Source organism: Erwinia plantamica (assembly GCF_043420595.1).
In the GTDB taxonomy this organism is placed as follows: Bacteria; Pseudomonadota; Gammaproteobacteria; order Enterobacterales; family Enterobacteriaceae; genus Erwinia; species Erwinia aeris.
The window spans coordinates 15,406-29,850 of sequence record NZ_JBGCUC010000026.1 but is presented as its reverse complement, the minus strand read 5'-3'; the positions used below and the strand labels follow the sequence as shown (position 1 = coordinate 29,850).

General features: G+C 57.1%; 17 protein-coding genes. 5 read left to right on the top strand and 12 right to left on the bottom strand.

Features of this window, described 5'->3' with window-relative positions; genetic code table 11:
- Positions 1–11: 11 nt before the first annotated feature.
- The 6 genes from pcp to pxpB all read right to left on the bottom strand — a co-directional run bounded on the left by pcp (position 12) and on the right by pxpB (position 4,777).
- Entirely contained in the window at positions 12–653 is a 642-nt protein-coding gene (gene pcp, locus AB3U87_RS20440) for a pyroglutamyl-peptidase I (protein ID WP_253454884.1), read from the bottom strand.
- A 7-nt stretch (positions 654–660) separates the two neighbouring features.
- On the bottom strand, positions 661–1,653 hold the full coding sequence (locus tag AB3U87_RS20435) for a DUF979 domain-containing protein (protein WP_301253179.1): 993 nt from the start codon (positions 1,651–1,653) through the stop codon (positions 661–663).
- Positions 1,650–2,378 carry a DUF969 domain-containing protein gene (locus AB3U87_RS20430; protein ID WP_394150305.1) on the bottom strand — a complete coding sequence of 243 codons (729 nt, stop codon included), beginning with the start codon at positions 2,376–2,378 and terminating at the stop codon, positions 1,650–1,652. Before AB3U87_RS20430 ends, AB3U87_RS20435 begins: the two co-directional genes overlap by 4 nt.
- Positions 2,379–2,467: 89 nt before the next feature.
- Positions 2,468–3,205 carry a 5-oxoprolinase subunit PxpA gene (gene pxpA, locus AB3U87_RS20425; RefSeq protein WP_394150303.1) on the bottom strand — a complete coding sequence of 246 codons (738 nt, stop codon included), beginning with the start codon at positions 3,203–3,205 and terminating at the stop codon, positions 2,468–2,470.
- Positions 3,195–4,127: a 5-oxoprolinase subunit PxpC gene (gene pxpC, locus AB3U87_RS20420; RefSeq protein ID WP_253454887.1), complete on the bottom strand. Its 933-nt coding sequence runs from the start codon at positions 4,125–4,127 to the stop codon at positions 3,195–3,197. The genes pxpA and pxpC overlap by 11 nt, the downstream gene beginning before the upstream one ends.
- Positions 4,121–4,777, bottom strand: coding sequence for a 5-oxoprolinase subunit PxpB (gene pxpB, locus AB3U87_RS20415; protein WP_394150301.1), 657 nt, complete (start codon positions 4,775–4,777; stop codon positions 4,121–4,123). Before pxpB ends, pxpC begins: the two co-directional genes overlap by 7 nt.
- 144 nt (positions 4,778–4,921) lie before the next feature.
- Between pxpB and AB3U87_RS20410 the strand changes: the two genes are divergently transcribed.
- Positions 4,922–5,107 carry a hypothetical protein gene (locus tag AB3U87_RS20410; RefSeq protein ID WP_253454889.1) on the top strand — a complete coding sequence of 62 codons (186 nt, stop codon included), beginning with the start codon at positions 4,922–4,924 and terminating at the stop codon, positions 5,105–5,107.
- Positions 5,108–5,154: 47 nt separating this feature from the next.
- On the opposite strand, the gene AB3U87_RS20405 is transcribed toward AB3U87_RS20410, so the two are convergent.
- From AB3U87_RS20405 to seqA, 6 genes are all read right to left on the bottom strand, one after another.
- Entirely contained in the window at positions 5,155–5,898 is a 744-nt protein-coding gene (locus tag AB3U87_RS20405) for a type 2 GTP cyclohydrolase I (RefSeq protein ID WP_301253158.1), read from the bottom strand.
- Between the two features lie 64 nt (positions 5,899–5,962).
- Positions 5,963–7,381 (bottom strand): deoxyribodipyrimidine photo-lyase, encoded by a 1,419-nt coding sequence (gene phrB, locus AB3U87_RS20400; RefSeq protein WP_253454891.1) that lies wholly within the window; start codon positions 7,379–7,381, stop codon positions 5,963–5,965.
- A gap of 14 nt (positions 7,382–7,395) precedes the next feature.
- Positions 7,396–8,352, bottom strand: a complete 957-nt coding sequence (locus AB3U87_RS20395; RefSeq protein ID WP_253454892.1) for a YbgA family protein — start codon at positions 8,350–8,352, stop codon at positions 7,396–7,398.
- 299 nt (positions 8,353–8,651) lie between these two features.
- Positions 8,652–8,858, bottom strand: coding sequence for a DUF2517 family protein (locus AB3U87_RS20390; protein ID WP_253454893.1), 207 nt, complete (start codon positions 8,856–8,858; stop codon positions 8,652–8,654).
- Positions 8,859–9,332: 474 nt separating this feature from the next.
- Complete coding sequence (gene pgm / locus AB3U87_RS20385) at positions 9,333–10,973, bottom strand: phosphoglucomutase (alpha-D-glucose-1,6-bisphosphate-dependent) (protein WP_253454894.1); 1,641 nt, start codon at positions 10,971–10,973, stop codon at positions 9,333–9,335.
- A 24-nt stretch (positions 10,974–10,997) separates the two neighbouring features.
- A complete protein-coding gene (seqA, locus tag AB3U87_RS20380) occupies positions 10,998–11,552 on the bottom strand; it encodes a replication initiation negative regulator SeqA (protein ID WP_253454895.1) in 555 nt (184 codons plus the stop codon).
- A gap of 236 nt (positions 11,553–11,788) precedes the next feature.
- Here seqA and ybfF point away from each other — a divergent pair, with 236 nt between their 5' ends.
- From ybfF to fur, 4 genes are all read left to right on the top strand, one after another.
- On the top strand, positions 11,789–12,553 hold the full coding sequence (gene ybfF / locus AB3U87_RS20375; RefSeq protein WP_253454896.1) for an esterase: 765 nt from the start codon (positions 11,789–11,791) through the stop codon (positions 12,551–12,553).
- A gap of 145 nt (positions 12,554–12,698) precedes the next feature.
- Positions 12,699–12,980, top strand: coding sequence for a LexA regulated protein (gene ybfE, locus AB3U87_RS20370; protein WP_125288637.1), 282 nt, complete (start codon positions 12,699–12,701; stop codon positions 12,978–12,980).
- Positions 12,981–13,121: 141 nt separating this feature from the next.
- Positions 13,122–13,652 (top strand): flavodoxin FldA, encoded by a 531-nt coding sequence (fldA, locus tag AB3U87_RS20365; RefSeq protein ID WP_125288585.1) that lies wholly within the window; start codon positions 13,122–13,124, stop codon positions 13,650–13,652.
- 348 nt (positions 13,653–14,000) lie between these two features.
- Positions 14,001–14,444, top strand: coding sequence for a ferric iron uptake transcriptional regulator (gene fur / locus AB3U87_RS20360; RefSeq protein WP_253454897.1), 444 nt, complete (start codon positions 14,001–14,003; stop codon positions 14,442–14,444).
- The last annotated feature ends 1 nt before the right edge of the window (position 14,445 follow it).

Below are 14,445 nucleotides of genomic sequence, written 5' to 3'. Positions count from 1 at the left end.
GTGCCTCCTTGTTATTGTGTGGCGCCGCCTTCCAGCTTTTTGTCCTCTTCCACGGTCAGCGCGATACTCAGCGCCATCTCCAGCGCCAGCACCACCGTCTGAAGCGGCATACTGGCCGCGCCCGGATGCCTTACCGCCTGCTGCGGCAAATACGGCACGTGGATAAACCCACCGCGACCGCCCTGCTGCGCCTGGCGATGCAGCAAACCGTAAAGCACATGATTGCAAACGAAAGTCCCGGCCGTTTGGGATACCGCCGCGGGGATATCCGCCTCGCGGATACCTTCGACGATCGCCTTAATCGGCAGCGTGGCGAAATAAGCGGCCGGGCCGTCCGCAACGATGCGTTCATCAATCGGCTGTCTGCCCGCATTATCGGGAATACGCGCGTCGTCAATATTAATTGCCACGCGCTCGACCGTGATATTGGGCCGGCCGTTCGCCTGGCCGACCACGATCACCAGCTCCGGCTCCAGCTCATCCATCGCGTCGTTTAATACCTGAAGCGATTCACCAAATACGCAAGGCAGCTGTTTCGCCACCACGTGCGCGCCGCAGATCATTCTTTCATGCAGCTGGCTGACCGCTTCCCAGGAGGCGTTGACCAGCTCGCCCTCGAATGGCTCAAACGCCGCCATTAATACTGTTTTCATTGCCGCCTCACCGAAACATCAGAAACCAGAGAAGAAAAATATTGGTTATTAACAATAGCACGCCGGTCGGTATCTGAGCCTTGATCACCGCATTACGATCGGGCAGCTCCAGCAGCCGGGCGGGTACGATATTGAAGTTGGCGGCCATCGGCGTCATCAGCGAGCCGCAATAGCCGGAGAACATGCCGATCGCCGCCATCACGGCCGGGTTGCCGTGGTGCTGCAAGACCAGGATCGGGATGCCGATACCGGCGGTGACGATAGGGAAAGCCGCAAAGGCGTTGCCCATAATCATGGTCAGCAGCGCCATGCCTGTAGCGTAGGCCGCTACGGCGATAAAACGGTTGTCCACGGCAAGGTAAGTTTCCGTCAGATGCGCAATCGCCGTGCCCACCCCGGCGGTAGTAAACAGCAGGCCCAGCGTGGCGAGGATCTGCGGCAGAATAAAGGCCCAGCCGATAGCATCAAGCAGGCGGCGCGCTTCCTGTACGGACTGCGCGGGCGCTTCATGCGTCATTTTCAGCGCGATCAGCCAGCCCACCACGCAGCCAACCATCATAGAGAAAAGCGTGACCAGCGTGGCCTGATTGCCTTCCCCAAACAGCGCCACCCGTGCGCCCGGCAAATTATTAAACAGCAGCACGCCGACAACCGTAACCACCGGGATGGCCAGCGCAGGCAGAAACAGCCGGTTGCGCAGGCGTTTGGCGCTCGCCTCGCGCTCCTGATGGCTGCGCTGATGGTAGGAGCCCAGCTTTACGCCGCCCAGACCGGCAATCAGCGCCATAATCACCACCACCACGCCGATAGCAATATGGAGCGAACGCGCGCCGAACCATGCCGATGCCCCGTCGCTGACCAGAAAAACCAGGCCGTAGAGCGCCCAGAACAGGCCGGTAGTCAGACGACGCGGATTAGCTTTGTCTCGCCAGGACATCACGGCGACCACCAGCAGGATCAAACCCGCCAGCCAGTAAAGATACTGTTGCTGAAACATCAGCGCCCTCCTTTGGCTTTCTGCGCCTGCGCATTCAGCGTGGCAAGCTCTGCGGCCAGGGTTTTATCCAGGCGACGCAGGCGAAAGGCGTGGATCAGAAAAGCGCAAACGGCGGTCGGAATGCCCCAGAGCGCTATCTGTAGCGGATCGGTCTGGATGCCCGCCGACTGCTGCATAAAATTATGCATAAAGATGATGGCGCCAAAAGCGACAAAGATATCCTCGCCGAAAAACAGCCCGACGTTATCGGTCGCCGCCGCCATAGCGCGCAGGCGATGACGCACTTCCGGCGGCAGCTCGCCGTAACGATTTTCGGTAGCGCCTTCCGCCATCGGCGCCAGCAGCGGGCGCACCATTTGCGGATGGCCGCCCAGGCTGGTCAGCCCCATCGCCGCCGTCAGCTCACGCACCAGCAGGTAGACAATCAGCAATCTTCCCGCCGTAGCGCTTTTGATCTGCGCAATCCAGGCCTGGGCGCGCTCTTTCAGCCCGTGGCGCTCCAGCAGGCCTATAACCACTAAAGGCAACAGCAGGATCAGCGGCAGGTTGCGGGTATTGAGAAAGCCCGAACCCAGTTTTTCCAGAATATCGCCGATCGGCATTTTTGCCGCGAGGCCGGTGATTAAACCGGCGACCAGCACCACCAGCACCGGGTTAAAGCGCAGTAGAAAACCAACCACGATGGCAGCGATGCCGGCCAGCGGCCAGAGATTAACGACAGGATCCATTTATCCTCCTGATAAAGGCTGAAGCTTCCCGCTGCGTGCAGGAGCAATAAGGGAGACGGCCAGGCAAGCGGGCCGTCCGTAGCGATACGTCAGCCGTAGCTGACTGCAATATCTCGTGCGGCGAACGCCTCACGGAGCTGGCGGGCAAAGGCCAGCGCATGGGCACCGTCGCCGTGCAGGCATACGGTTTGGGCATTGACGCTGACCCATTCGCCGCTGACGGCCCGCACTTTCCCCCGCTGCACCATCGCGAGCGTTTGTGCAATAGCCTGCTCGTCGCTCTCTATCAGCGCGCCGGGCTGCGAGCGAGGCACCAGCGAACCGTCCGCCTGGTAGCCGCGATCGGCAAAAACCTCCTCTCTGGTGGTCAGGCCCGCTGATTTAGCGGCGCGAACAGATTCGCTGCCCGCCAACCCCACCAGGATCAGGTGCGGATCGGCAGCCCTGACCGCCTGCGCGATAGCTTCCGCCAGCGAGGCGTCCTCAGCGGCCTGGTTGTAAAGCATCCCGTGCGGCTTCACATGCGTCACCTTGCCGCCTTCGCTGCGGGCAATAGCCTGGAGCGCGCCAATCTGATAAAGCGTCTGCGCATAAATCGTTTCAGCAGGCAGTGCCATACGCGTGCGGCCAAAGTTTTCGCGATCGGGAAAGCCGGGATGCGCCCCAATCGCCACGCCATACTCCAGCGCCCAGCGCACGCACTGCCGCATGGTTTCCGCGTCGCCCGCGTGAAAACCACAGGCGATATTGGCCGAGGAAACCAGCTGTAATAAGGCGCGATCGTTGCCGCAGCCCTCACCCAAATCGGCGTTTAAATCAATTTTCATGCGCTAATCCCCATGCCATTTGTTCCAGTACCCGATCGCGCTCGCGCTTCGCCTGCAGCGCTTCTTCCAGTGTGCAGTGCACAAAATGGATCGGCTCGCCCAGACGGATCTGCGCCAGATGATAGAGGTCGGCTTCAATCACGCAGGCGATACGCGGGTAGCCGCCGGTGGTTTGCGCATCCGCCATCAGCACAATCGGCTGGCCGTTAGGCGGCACCTGCACCACGCCGGGGATCAGCCCGTGCGACAGCATATCGCGCCCGGCTTCGCGCACCAGCGCGCGGCCCTGTAAGCGATAGCCCATACGGTTGCTCTGCGGGCTGAGCTGCCATCCCGTCCGCCAGAACAGCTCCCGGCTTTCGCGGCTGAATTCGTGGTATTCCGGGCCGGCCATCGCGCGAACGCGGTTACCAAACAGCAGCTGACGCACGCCCGCCGGTTTGCTGAATGTGCGCGCGGGCTCGCCCAGCGGCAGCCTGTCGCCGTCTTCAATCTGCCGTCCCGCAAAGCCGCCCAGGCCCGTTTTCAAATCGGTGCTGCACGAGCCGAGCACGGGCACGGCGGCAAAACCGCCAGCCAGCGCCAGGTAGCTGCGCATCCCGCGCTGCGGCATTTTCAACGTCAGGCGCGATCCTTTGCGTACGGCGAGGCGCCAGCCCGTCCACACCGGTTTGCCGTCCAGCTCGGCGCTACAGCCCGCGCCCGTCAGCGCCATCCAGCCGTCCCGGGTAAACTCCGCGCAGAACTGGCCGAGCGTAATTTCCAGCACCGGGCTGTTTTGCTCATTGCCGACCAGCAGATTGGCCGTCGCCATTGCCGGATAGTCCAGCGCGCCGCCGCTGCTGACGCCGAACTGACGCCAGCCGATACGGCCTGCGTCCTGTAAGGTGGTACTCATGCCAGCCCGAATAATATTCAGCACAGGCCCTCCTTTTGCGGAATAAAGCGTACCTGGTCGCTGGGACGTAAAAGCGTCGGCGGCTGCTGTTCAGGCGTAAACAGAGCGATACTCGTCTGGCCAATTAGCTGCCAGCCGCCCGGCGCGGCAAGCGGATAAACGCCCGTCTGGCTACCGCCGATGCCCACGGATCCGGCCGGCACCTTCAGGCGCGGCTCCGCCCGCCGGGGCGTATGCAGCCGCTCGTCCAGGCCCGCCAGGTAAGGGAAACCGGGCTGGAAGCCGATAAAATAAACGGTATAGCGCCCCGCCGCATGGGCTTCCACCACCTGCTGCGGCGTCAGTCCGCTTTGACGCGCCACCTCGTCCAGATCCGGCCCTGCTGCGCCGCCGTAGATAACGGGAATGGCGATATCCCGCGTTTCCAGCACCAGCGCTTCGCTTGTTTCCCACCAGCCCTGGAGCCACTCGATGGCGTCCAGCGCGTGCTGTTGCGGGTTGCTTAAAATCACCGTGATATTGTTCATGCCGGGAATGACTTCCGTGACTTCCGGCCGGCCGGTCAGGCGCGCTGACAGGCCCCAGATACGCTGCTGGCTGCTGAGAGAGACAGGGGGTTCCAGCTCAAGCACTACCGCGCGCTCACCTGAAAGGTAACAACGTGCTCGTTGCAAAACACTCTCCCGGCCCGTTGATAAGGCCACCGTTTTCCAGAAAGAAGAAATAGTTATGCGGAAATGTCAGAGAAGTGTCAATAATCGATTAGCCAGGCGCGACACAGTGGCTACTATTACGGTTTCTGCATAAAGGAGGTAGCGATGAGCACGACATTCAAAATTCATTACGAACATCAGGCCGAAGGCCATCTGCATTCCGAAGAAGTGCTGTTGGAAAGCGAGGGCGAACCGACAGAGGAAGCCGTACAGGACGCGGTGCGCCAGGATATTGCGAAGCATCACGGCGCGGCAGAGTTTACGGTGATCTCAGTCGCGCCCTACCCTTAAGCGGGCGTTGAGGTTAACAGGCGGCCACCGGGGCCGCCTGTCTGCTGTCAGGCGGGGTTGTCGATATCGATAAAGGTGACGTCCAGGCCATGCTGTGCCGCCAGCCATTCACCCAGCGCCTTGATACCGCCGCGCTCGGTAGCATGATGTCCGGCCGCAAAAAAGTGCAGGCCCTGCTCGCGCGCGCTGTGAATGGTTTGCTCGGAAACCTCGCCGGAGATAAACGCGTCCACGCCGAATGCCGCCGCCGCGTCGATAAAACCCTGGCCGCCGCCGGAGCACCACGCCACTTTGCGGATCAGCGCTGGCGCGTTATCGCCGCAGTGCAGCGGGTCGCGATGCAGGGTCTGACCAATGCGTGCGGCAAGCTGCTCGCCCGTCAGCGGCTCCTGCAGCTCGCCCCAGAACACCAGCGGCATCACTTCGCCTTTGACCTCAATCCCAAACAGTTTCGCCAGCTGCGCGTTATTGCCCAGCTCGGGATGCGCGTCCAGCGGCAGATGCCAGCCGTAAAGGTTGATATCGTTCGCCAGCAGCGTTTTCAGCCGGTTGCGCTTCATGCCCTTAATCACCGGCGCTTCGCTTTTCCAGAAATAGCCGTGATGCACCAGCACCGCGTCCGCCTGTAAACGTACGGCCTCATCCAGTAGCGCCTGACAGGCGGTCACGCCGGTAACGATTTTCTGTACCTGCTCGCGCCCTTCTACCTGAAGACCGTTCGGCGCATAGTCGCTGAAGCTCGCGGTATTCAGCTGCTGGTTAACGATGTTTTCTAATTCACTGTTTTGCATAGGGCGTACACTCTTTTGCCGTTCTCAATGCGGCTACTTTAGCAGAGGGCGGCAAAACGCGCGGCTATTTCCTTGCCGCCTCGTAGGCCGCCAGCGCACGTTTGCGGGCCTCTTTGTGGTCAACGATGGGGTGAGGATAATCGAGCTGAACGCCGTTTTTCCGCGCCCATTCATGCGGCTGGTGAATATGCTGAACGGGCACCGCCTTCAGTTCCGGTAGCCATTGCCGAATGAATTCGCCTTTTTTATCAAAACGTTCGCCCTGCGTAGTAGGATTGAAGATGCGAAAGTAAGGCGCCGCGTCGTTGCCGCTGGAAGCGGCCCACTGCCAGCCGCCATTGTTCGCCGCCAGATCGCCGTCGATCAGCTGTGACATAAAATAGCGTTCGCCGATCCGCCAGTCGATCAGCAGATCTTTAATCAGGAAGCTGGCGGTAATCATCCGCAGGCGATTATGCATCCAGCCAAGACTGTTCAGCTGCCGCATAGCGGCATCCACTATCGGATAACCGGTTTTGCCCTGCTGCCAGGCGGCCAGCTGGTCATCATTGCGCTGCCATTGCACCTTTTTTGTCCAGCTGATAAAGGGCTGATGTTTGCAGAGCGCGGGCCAGGCGACAATCAGGTGCCGGTAGAACTCGCGCCAGATAAGCTCGTTAAACCAGCTGAATATTTTGTCGTTTTCTAACGCGTCGGGATGCTCGCGCAGCAGGCGATGCAGGCACTGGCGCGGCGACAGCACCCCGGTAACCAGATAAACGGACAGGCGGCTTGTGCCGTCAATGGCCGGCGTGTCTCGCCTGGCCGCATACTCCGCGACCGGCTGCTGACAGAACTCGCGCAGACGTTGGATAGCCGTCTTCTCCCCTACGGGAAAAAGGTCGGTATTAAAATCTTCCTGCGGATAATCAAATGGTTCCAGAGCGGGTAGTTTTTCCAGCGGTGCCTGAGCGCGCGGTTTGGGCGCGGGCGCGCATTCCGGCATCCCTTCATGCAGTCGGCGAACAAAAGCTTTGCTGAATGGCGTAAAGACTTTAAACATTTCCCGATTGCCTGTCAGCACGCTGCCGGGCGGCAGCAGACCGTCATCGAAGCCCTGCACAACTATATCCAGCTCGCTCAGTTCGCGTTCCGCTTGCGCATCGCGCTGGCGCTCGTTGACTTCGTGCTGATAGTTATAAAACAGGCTGTCGACATGATGCTCACGGCAGAAATCTTTCAGCGCTTCAACGGAGGCGGAAAAATCATCGCGCTGTAAATAGTGCAGCGGGATGCCTTTTTCTGCCAAAGCACCCTGGACATCGTGCAGGCTTTGATAAATAAAAGCGGCCTGCTTCGGTGACATATCATGCGATTGCCACTGTTTTGGCGTGGCGATATAGAGAACGAGCACTTCCGCATTGACATCGCTGCAGGCTGCATAAAGCGCGTAGTTATCGTGGATGCGCAGATCGTTGCGCATCCAGACCAGATGGGTGGCCATAGCTTTCCCTGTAATTAATGGCCGTAACGCAGGCGAAGCGCTTCCGGATAAGGCTCAAAATAGCGTTGCTGGGTAAGGTAAGGATCGGGATATTCCGACATATAGTGTTTGAGCAGCGTCATCGGCGCCAGCAGCGGTTGTAAGCCCTGACGATAGTGATCGATCAGCGAGGTCAGCTCCTCGCGCTGTTTGGCGTTCAGCTGCGGTCGGAAGTAGCCCTGTACGTGCATCATCACATTAGTGTGGTTGCCGCGCGTGGCTTTATGCTTCAGCAGATCCATCAGGCGCTGACGATACTCGAAAGCAAAGGCTTCCAGTGAAGGCCACTGCTCAATAGCCGCCACAAAGCGACCAATCTCGCGATATTCCGGCTGTGAATGCGCCAGCAGCGTTAGCTTATAGCGGCTGTGAAAGGCAATAAGCTTGCCGCGCGTCAGGCCGCTGCGCCACAGCTGGTTAAATTCATGCAGCGTGTAAATGCGCTCAACAAAGTTCTCGCGCAGCACGGGATCGTGCAGCCTGCCGTCTTCTTCGACCGGCAACCACGGCATTTGCTTCATCAGTTCACGCGTAAAGATGCCAACGCCTTCTTTACGGTTGTTGTTATTTTCTGGCTGGTAGACGCGCACCCGCTCCATGCCGCAGCTGGGCGATTTGGCGCAGACGATGTAGCCGCAAAGGTGATGCAGGCTGGCGATTTTTTTCTCGGAAAAGCTTTGCATTTCCTGGGTCAGCGGATCGCCTTTCCCGTTGCTGAAGCAAAGCTCAACGCTATTTTCGGCCGTTTCGGTCAGGCGCAGGGCGGGACGCGGCGTGGGCAGACCAATCGCCATTTCCGGGCAAACCGGTTCATAACGCATAAAAGGCGCCAGATCTTCGGCGGCAAAGGCGCAACGTTTGTGGCCGCCATCAAAGCGGACACTGTCGCCAAGCAGGCAGGCGCTGATGCCTACCGGAATTTTCTCACTCATACCTTTCTCCCCTTCGCTACTTTCATCATTAAGTGTAGCGGTTAAATCTGTACAAGACAAAATAAGTTGTACAACTTTATGGAAAGAATTGCTACCGGTGATTTATCGAAAAAAGGCCGGCCCACGAAAAACCTTACGGAACAAGGCAAAGCGGCAGGAAGAAAAGAAAAATGCCCCTAAAACGGGGCATTAACAGCGGTCTGAAGGCGGTGGAAAGATAAGAGGCATGCCCCGAAACCGGAGCATTAAGAAAAATCTAAAGCATGAGGATAAGGCGGCGTTAAAGCATGCGGGCGCGATTAATAAAAATCGGCAGCGGCCCTTTCCGCCTGCGCCAGCCACACGGGCTGCGTACTGGTTTTGCACCAGCAGCGATGCAGGTAGCTGTAAAAGCGCGAGCGGTCGCGATAAAAAAGCATAAAAGGCAGCGCGACAACACCGACCGCAAGCGTTGCCAGCCGACGCAGTAGAAGATGAGGCAGCGAGTATTGATGATAGAGATTCATACGCCCTCCGGAAAAGTAAAAGTCTGGCTAAAATAATACCGATCTGGCGATATATTTACCACTCATCCGACCAGATTAAATTAAAAATTATCCAGGTAAAGGCAATAAGTTAAATTAAAGTTAATTTAAATTAAATAAATAACAACTACGTTACATTGCATCTGTTTAAATATGGCCATAACCACCGCCCCGCGCCGTTGCAGCAAGCCTGTAGCCGCATGGCCACTGCCTGAAGGGGTTTAGCAGTTTTGTACAGGGTAAATGCATTATTGTTCAACTGTTTAAGCTTGATGCTGTTTTATCACTGCGCCCTGTTTGTTCCAGCCACTCCCGGAACAGACGGCTTGGGTATACGAATAAGGGAAGTTCACAGCTTTAAAATCGGCTGAATTATTCGGGACATCCCGAAACAGGCAAAATTGGAATATAAAAAAGGCGCTAATAAATTAGCGCCTTTTATTTTCAGCCCTGATATCAGGCGTTTTTCAGTACTTCGCTAACAATTTCTACCGCTTCTTTCTCAATCTTCTCGCGGTGCTCGGCACCCAGGAAGCTTTCGCAATAGATTTTGTAGGCGTCTTCCGTACCGGACGGACGCGCTGCGAACCAGCCGTTCTCGGTCATCACCTTCAGGCCACCGATTGATGCGCCGTTGCCTGGCGCCGCCGTCAGGCGAGCGGTGATAGGATCGCCCGCCAGCGTATCGGCGCTGACCATTTCCGGCGACAGCTTCGACAGCGCCGCTTTTTGCGCGGAGGTCGCAGAAGCCTGCAGACGGTTATAGCTTGGTGCGCCAAAGCGCTCCGCCAGCTCGTTATAGTGCTGCTGCGGATTTTTACCGGTCACAGCGGTGATCTCGGCGGCCAGCAGGCACATGATGATACCGTCTTTGTCCGTTGACCAAGGCGTACCGTCAAAGCGCAGGAAGGAAGCGCCCGCGCTCTCTTCGCCGCCGAAGCCGAAACTGCCGTCGAACAGGCCATCAACGAACCATTTAAACCCTACCGGCACTTCCACCAGCTTACGGCCGATGTCGTTGACCACGCGGTCGATCATCGCGCTGGAGACCAGCGTTTTGCCGACGGCAACCTCTTTGCCCCACTGCGGACGGTGCTGGAACAGATAGTTAATAGCAACGGCCAGGTAATGGTTAGGGTTCATCAGGCCCGCAGGCGTAACGATGCCGTGGCGGTCATAGTCCGGGTCGTTGGCAAACGCCAGATCGAACTTATCACGCAGCGCCAGCAGGCCCGCCATCGCGCTTTCGGATGAGCAGTCCATACGGATCACGCCGTCTTTATCCAGGTGCATAAAGCGGAACGTCTGGTCGACCGAATCGTTAACGATAGTCAGATCCAGATTGTAATATTCCGCGATACGCTGCCAGTAGGCGATGCCGGAGCCGCCAAGCGGATCGACGCCGATTTTCAGGCCCGCTTTCTGAATAGCCGGAATATCGATGATCTGCGCCAGACCTTCGATATAAGGCTGGATCAGATCTTTTTCCTGCAGATGGCCGCTTGCCCAGGCTTCGTCCAGCGCCATGCGCTTAACATCTTTCAGGCCGTCTTTAATCAGCTGGTTAGCGCGATCTTCCACCACTTTAGTGACGTTAGTATCGGCCGGGCCACCGTTTGGCGGATTGTATTTGATGCCGCCATCTTCCGGCGGGTTGTGCGAAGGCGTGATAACGATGCCGTCAGCCTGCGCGCCGCCCGCCTTGTTATGCTCAAGGATAGCGTTAGAGATGGCAGGCGTCGGCGTGTAGCCGTTGTCCTGCTGTACAATCACATCCACGCCGTTCGCCGCCAGCACTTCCAGTACGGAAATAATCGCCGGTTCGGACAGCGCGTGCGTATCTTTACCCACGTAGCAAGGGCCGGTAACGCCGTTCTTTTTGCGCTCTTCCGCAATCGCCTGCGCGATAGCCAGAATGTGCGTCTCGTTGAAGCTCTGTCGGCCTGCGCTACCGCGATGGCCGGACGTGCCGAATTTCACCGCGTGTTCCGCGTTGCCTGTTTCCGGCTGCAGGACGTAATACTGCGAGGTCAATTGTGCAACGTTAATCAAATCGCTCTGCTGTGCTGGCTGCCCGGCACGGGGGTGACTGGCCATTGGCGCTTCTCCCTGACGCTGTGTTTAGAGTGTGCCGCAAACCTTGTCCGCCAGTTCCGTCGGGAACTGCATGGACGACATGATATGTTCAATCATGCTGCGTTTACGGCCTGTGTTGGTGTTGGTGATCACCCAATACGGCGTGCCGGGAATATGCTGCGGCTTGGTATGGGTGCCGTTCTGTACCAGGGTTTGCTGATTGCCTGCAAAGTAGACGCGCGTACGACCATGCAGTGACTCGGTCGCCGCGGCAAATGCTTTGGGATCCAGATTGTATAAAGTCGACAGGATCAGCATAAAACGGTTTACCGCTTTTTTCTGCTCCGCATACTCGTCCGACAGCAGCAGCTCGCGCACGGCGCGAACGCGATCCTGCGGGCGAGACGTCTCTTTCACCACGGTTTCCTGTACGCTGGCGACAGGCGCGGGCGCAGCCGTAACAGCAGGTGCCTTCGGCGCTGCCTGACCAGCAGAAAATTTCAGCATACGACGTAAAATGTCGGAGGCGCTTTCACCAATATGCTGAGTGTGGCTGGCGATATAACGGTAGAGCTCTTCGTCGACTTCAATAGTTTTCATCTTGATCCAGTACGATTATTGCTGATAAGAGCCGGTTAGCGACCTGTTTTACCCAGGCGCGGACGGACCAGCTCTAACACGAGGATTATAAAGTTAAATCCTGCCGGGTTGTAGCGCCAGCCCCAATTGCGGACAAAAGTCGGAATATGCCGTAAAAAGATCGGGTCTGTCGCGGCGGCAGAAAATCGCTGTTTTATGATAACCTAACCCCTCGTTTCCTCCGTAAGAAGTTTGCCATGAAATTGAATTTCCGCCTGCAATCTGAACAAACGACCGTTTCTGACGCGCCCGTGGTGCTTATTCACGGCCTTTTCGGCAACCTGGATAACCTTGGGGTGCTGGCGCGCGACCTGAAAGCGGATCGCCGCATTATTCAGGTGGACGTCCGAAATCATGGCCTTTCGCCGAGGTCGGATGAAATAAGCTATGCCGCAATGGCGCGCGACGTGCTGGAAACGCTGGATGAGCTTGATGCCGACCGGTTTGATATTATAGGCCATTCCATGGGCGGGAAAATCGCCATGACGCTGGCTTCCCTTGCCCCGGAACGCGTCGGGCAGCTGGTGGTTATCGATATTGCGCCGGTGGCCTACCGGGAACGCCATCACGACGCGATTTTCGCCGCGCTGGCCGCCGTCAGCGAAGCGGGCATTACCCGCCGGAGCGAAGCCGCCGCGCTGATGCGTCAGACCATAGAGGAAGAAGGCGTCATTCAGTTTCTGCTTAAATCGTTTCAGGACGGCGAATGGCGTTTCAACGTGCCGGCGCTCTGGCAGCACTACGATCGGATTATCGGCTGGGAAACGCTGCCCGCCTGGCCACATCCCACGCTGTTTATTCGGGGCGAACATTCGCCTTATCTACAGGAAGCGTATCGTGACGCGCTGCTGGCCCAGTTCCCTGCCGCCCGCGCCCACGTGATTACCGGCGCGGGTCACTGGGCGCATGCCGAGAAACCTGATGCCGTTTTGCGCGCCATCCGCCGTTTTTTTGCCCTGTGAAAACAAATGTTTCAGTAAAAGGCTAAATAATTGTCGTCGCGACTTTCGCTGGGGTATGATGGCGCGCTAAAATTTGTCGACGGCACCGGCCGCAAACGCTAACGGCTCAATCCATCAGAACTCCAGCCTTCAGTATCACGATTCTATGGCAAAAGAAAACACGGACCGCACCACGATCGATCTGTTCGCAGACGAGCGTCGACCGGGACGACCCAAAACCAATCCACTGGCACGTGATGAGCAGTTGCGCATTAACAAACGCAACCAGCTTAAGCGTGATAAAGTGCGCGGGCTGAAGCGCGTAGAACTGAAAATGAACAGTGACGCAGTTGACGCCCTGAACCAGCTCGCCGAGCAGCGTAATATGAGCCGCAGCGAACTGATAGAAGAGATGGTCATGGCGCAGTTAGCCAGGCCTGAGCGCTGAAGCACGCGCTACGGTAAAGCACAAAGCGACAAATGCAGGCGGATTAGCCGTTTATCCCCCTGTTGCTGTCTGCTATTATTGCCCTTAACATTTTCAGGCTAGCCGCCGCATATCATTAAGTTTCAAGAGGTTATTAAACTCATGGCAATCGTAGGCATTTTCTTTGGCAGCGATACGGGCAATACGGAAAACATTGCAAAAATGATCCAGAAGCAGCTCGGTAAAGAGGTGGCTGAAGTTCATGATATCGCTAAAAGCAGCAAAGAAGACCTTGAAGCCTTTGATATTTTGCTGCTGGGCATCCCGACCTGGTACTACGGTGAAGCGCAGTGCGACTGGGATGATTTCTTCCCTACGCTGGAAGAGATCGACTTCAACGGCAAGCTGGTCGCGCTGTTTGGCTGCGGCGATCAGGAAGATTACGCGGAATATTTCTGCGACGCGATGGGCACCATTCGCGACATTATCGAGCCTAACGGCGCGGTGATCGTCGGCCACTGGCCGACAGAAGGCTATGATTTCGAGGCCTCTAAAGGCCTGGCGGACGATACCCATTTCCTTGGCCTGGCCATTGATGAAGATCGCCAGCCGGAGCTGACCAACGAACGCGTTGAAAAGTGGGTCAAACAGATTTCTGACGAGCTTCAGCTCCAGGATATTCTCGAAGCGTGATAGCATTGGCCCGCTGTACGAATCCACAGCGGGCCAATGGTTTTTCCTATAGAAGTGATAGATACATATTTGTAACTTTTACCGTCAAAACGGTAGAATAGCACTGCTCCGCCTCCGCTTCTGCGGCGCCGAAAACCAGGCAGAGCGAACTGACAACCCAGCGTAAATGGGTGCTTGCTTTTCCGGACGTAACGACTTCTTATCCTTACATCCCCTGATGGTTTTGCATCTCCGCTGTGGTTTCTTCAAGGCATCGGTTCTATAATGAGACGCTCAGCTTTTGCGTCGACCGATGCTCACGGCTTCTCAGCCACTTAGTGACCAGCAAAGTAACAGGACAATATCCGCATGACTGACAATAACACCGCATTAAAGAAGGCCGGCCTGAAAGTCACGCTTCCTCGACTGAAAATTCTGGAAGTGCTTCAGGAACCAGAGTGCCATCACGTCAGTGCGGAAGATTTGTATAAACGCCTGATCGACATGGGCGAAGAGATTGGCCTGGCGACGGTTTACCGCGTTCTGAACCAGTTTGACGATGCGGGGATCGTGACCCGTCATAACTTCGAAGGCGGCAAGTCCGTGTTTGAACTGACCCAGCAGCAGCATCACGATCACCTGATCTGCCTGGACTGCGGCAAAGTAATCGAATTCAGCGACGAGTCTATTGAATCCCGCCAGCGTGATATTGCGACGAAGCACGGTATCAAACTCAGCAACCACAGTCTCTATCTTTACGGCCACTGCGCCACCGGCGACTGCCGTGAAGACGACACGCTGCACGATAAGTAAT

Excerpts from the sequence above, each read along its gene's own strand:
- ybfF (WP_253454896.1), top strand. The coding sequence starts at position 11,789 with ATGAAATTGAATTTCCGCCTGCAATCTGAACAAACGACCGTTTCTGAC.
- AB3U87_RS20430 (WP_394150305.1), bottom strand. The coding sequence starts at position 2,378 with ATGGATCCTGTCGTTAATCTCTGGCCGCTGGCCGGCATCGCTGCCATC.
- AB3U87_RS20405 (WP_301253158.1), bottom strand. The coding sequence starts at position 5,898 with ATGCAAAACAGTGAATTAGAAAACATCGTTAACCAGCAGCTGAATACC.
- AB3U87_RS20410 (WP_253454889.1), top strand. The coding sequence starts at position 4,922 with ATGAGCACGACATTCAAAATTCATTACGAACATCAGGCCGAAGGCCAT.
- pgm (WP_253454894.1), bottom strand. The coding sequence starts at position 10,973 with ATGGCCAGTCACCCCCGTGCCGGGCAGCCAGCACAGCAGAGCGATTTG.
- fur (WP_253454897.1), top strand. The coding sequence starts at position 14,001 with ATGACTGACAATAACACCGCATTAAAGAAGGCCGGCCTGAAAGTCACG.
- AB3U87_RS20390 (WP_253454893.1), bottom strand. The coding sequence starts at position 8,858 with ATGAATCTCTATCATCAATACTCGCTGCCTCATCTTCTACTGCGTCGG.
- pcp (WP_253454884.1), bottom strand. The coding sequence starts at position 653 with ATGAAAACAGTATTAATGGCGGCGTTTGAGCCATTCGAGGGCGAGCTG.
- ybfE (WP_125288637.1), top strand. The coding sequence starts at position 12,699 with ATGGCAAAAGAAAACACGGACCGCACCACGATCGATCTGTTCGCAGAC.
- phrB (WP_253454891.1), bottom strand. The coding sequence starts at position 7,381 with ATGGCCACCCATCTGGTCTGGATGCGCAACGATCTGCGCATCCACGAT.
- fldA (WP_125288585.1), top strand. The coding sequence starts at position 13,122 with ATGGCAATCGTAGGCATTTTCTTTGGCAGCGATACGGGCAATACGGAA.
- seqA (WP_253454895.1), bottom strand. The coding sequence starts at position 11,552 with ATGAAAACTATTGAAGTCGACGAAGAGCTCTACCGTTATATCGCCAGC.
- pxpA (WP_394150303.1), bottom strand. The coding sequence starts at position 3,205 with ATGAAAATTGATTTAAACGCCGATTTGGGTGAGGGCTGCGGCAACGAT.
- AB3U87_RS20395 (WP_253454892.1), bottom strand. The coding sequence starts at position 8,352 with ATGAGTGAGAAAATTCCGGTAGGCATCAGCGCCTGCCTGCTTGGCGAC.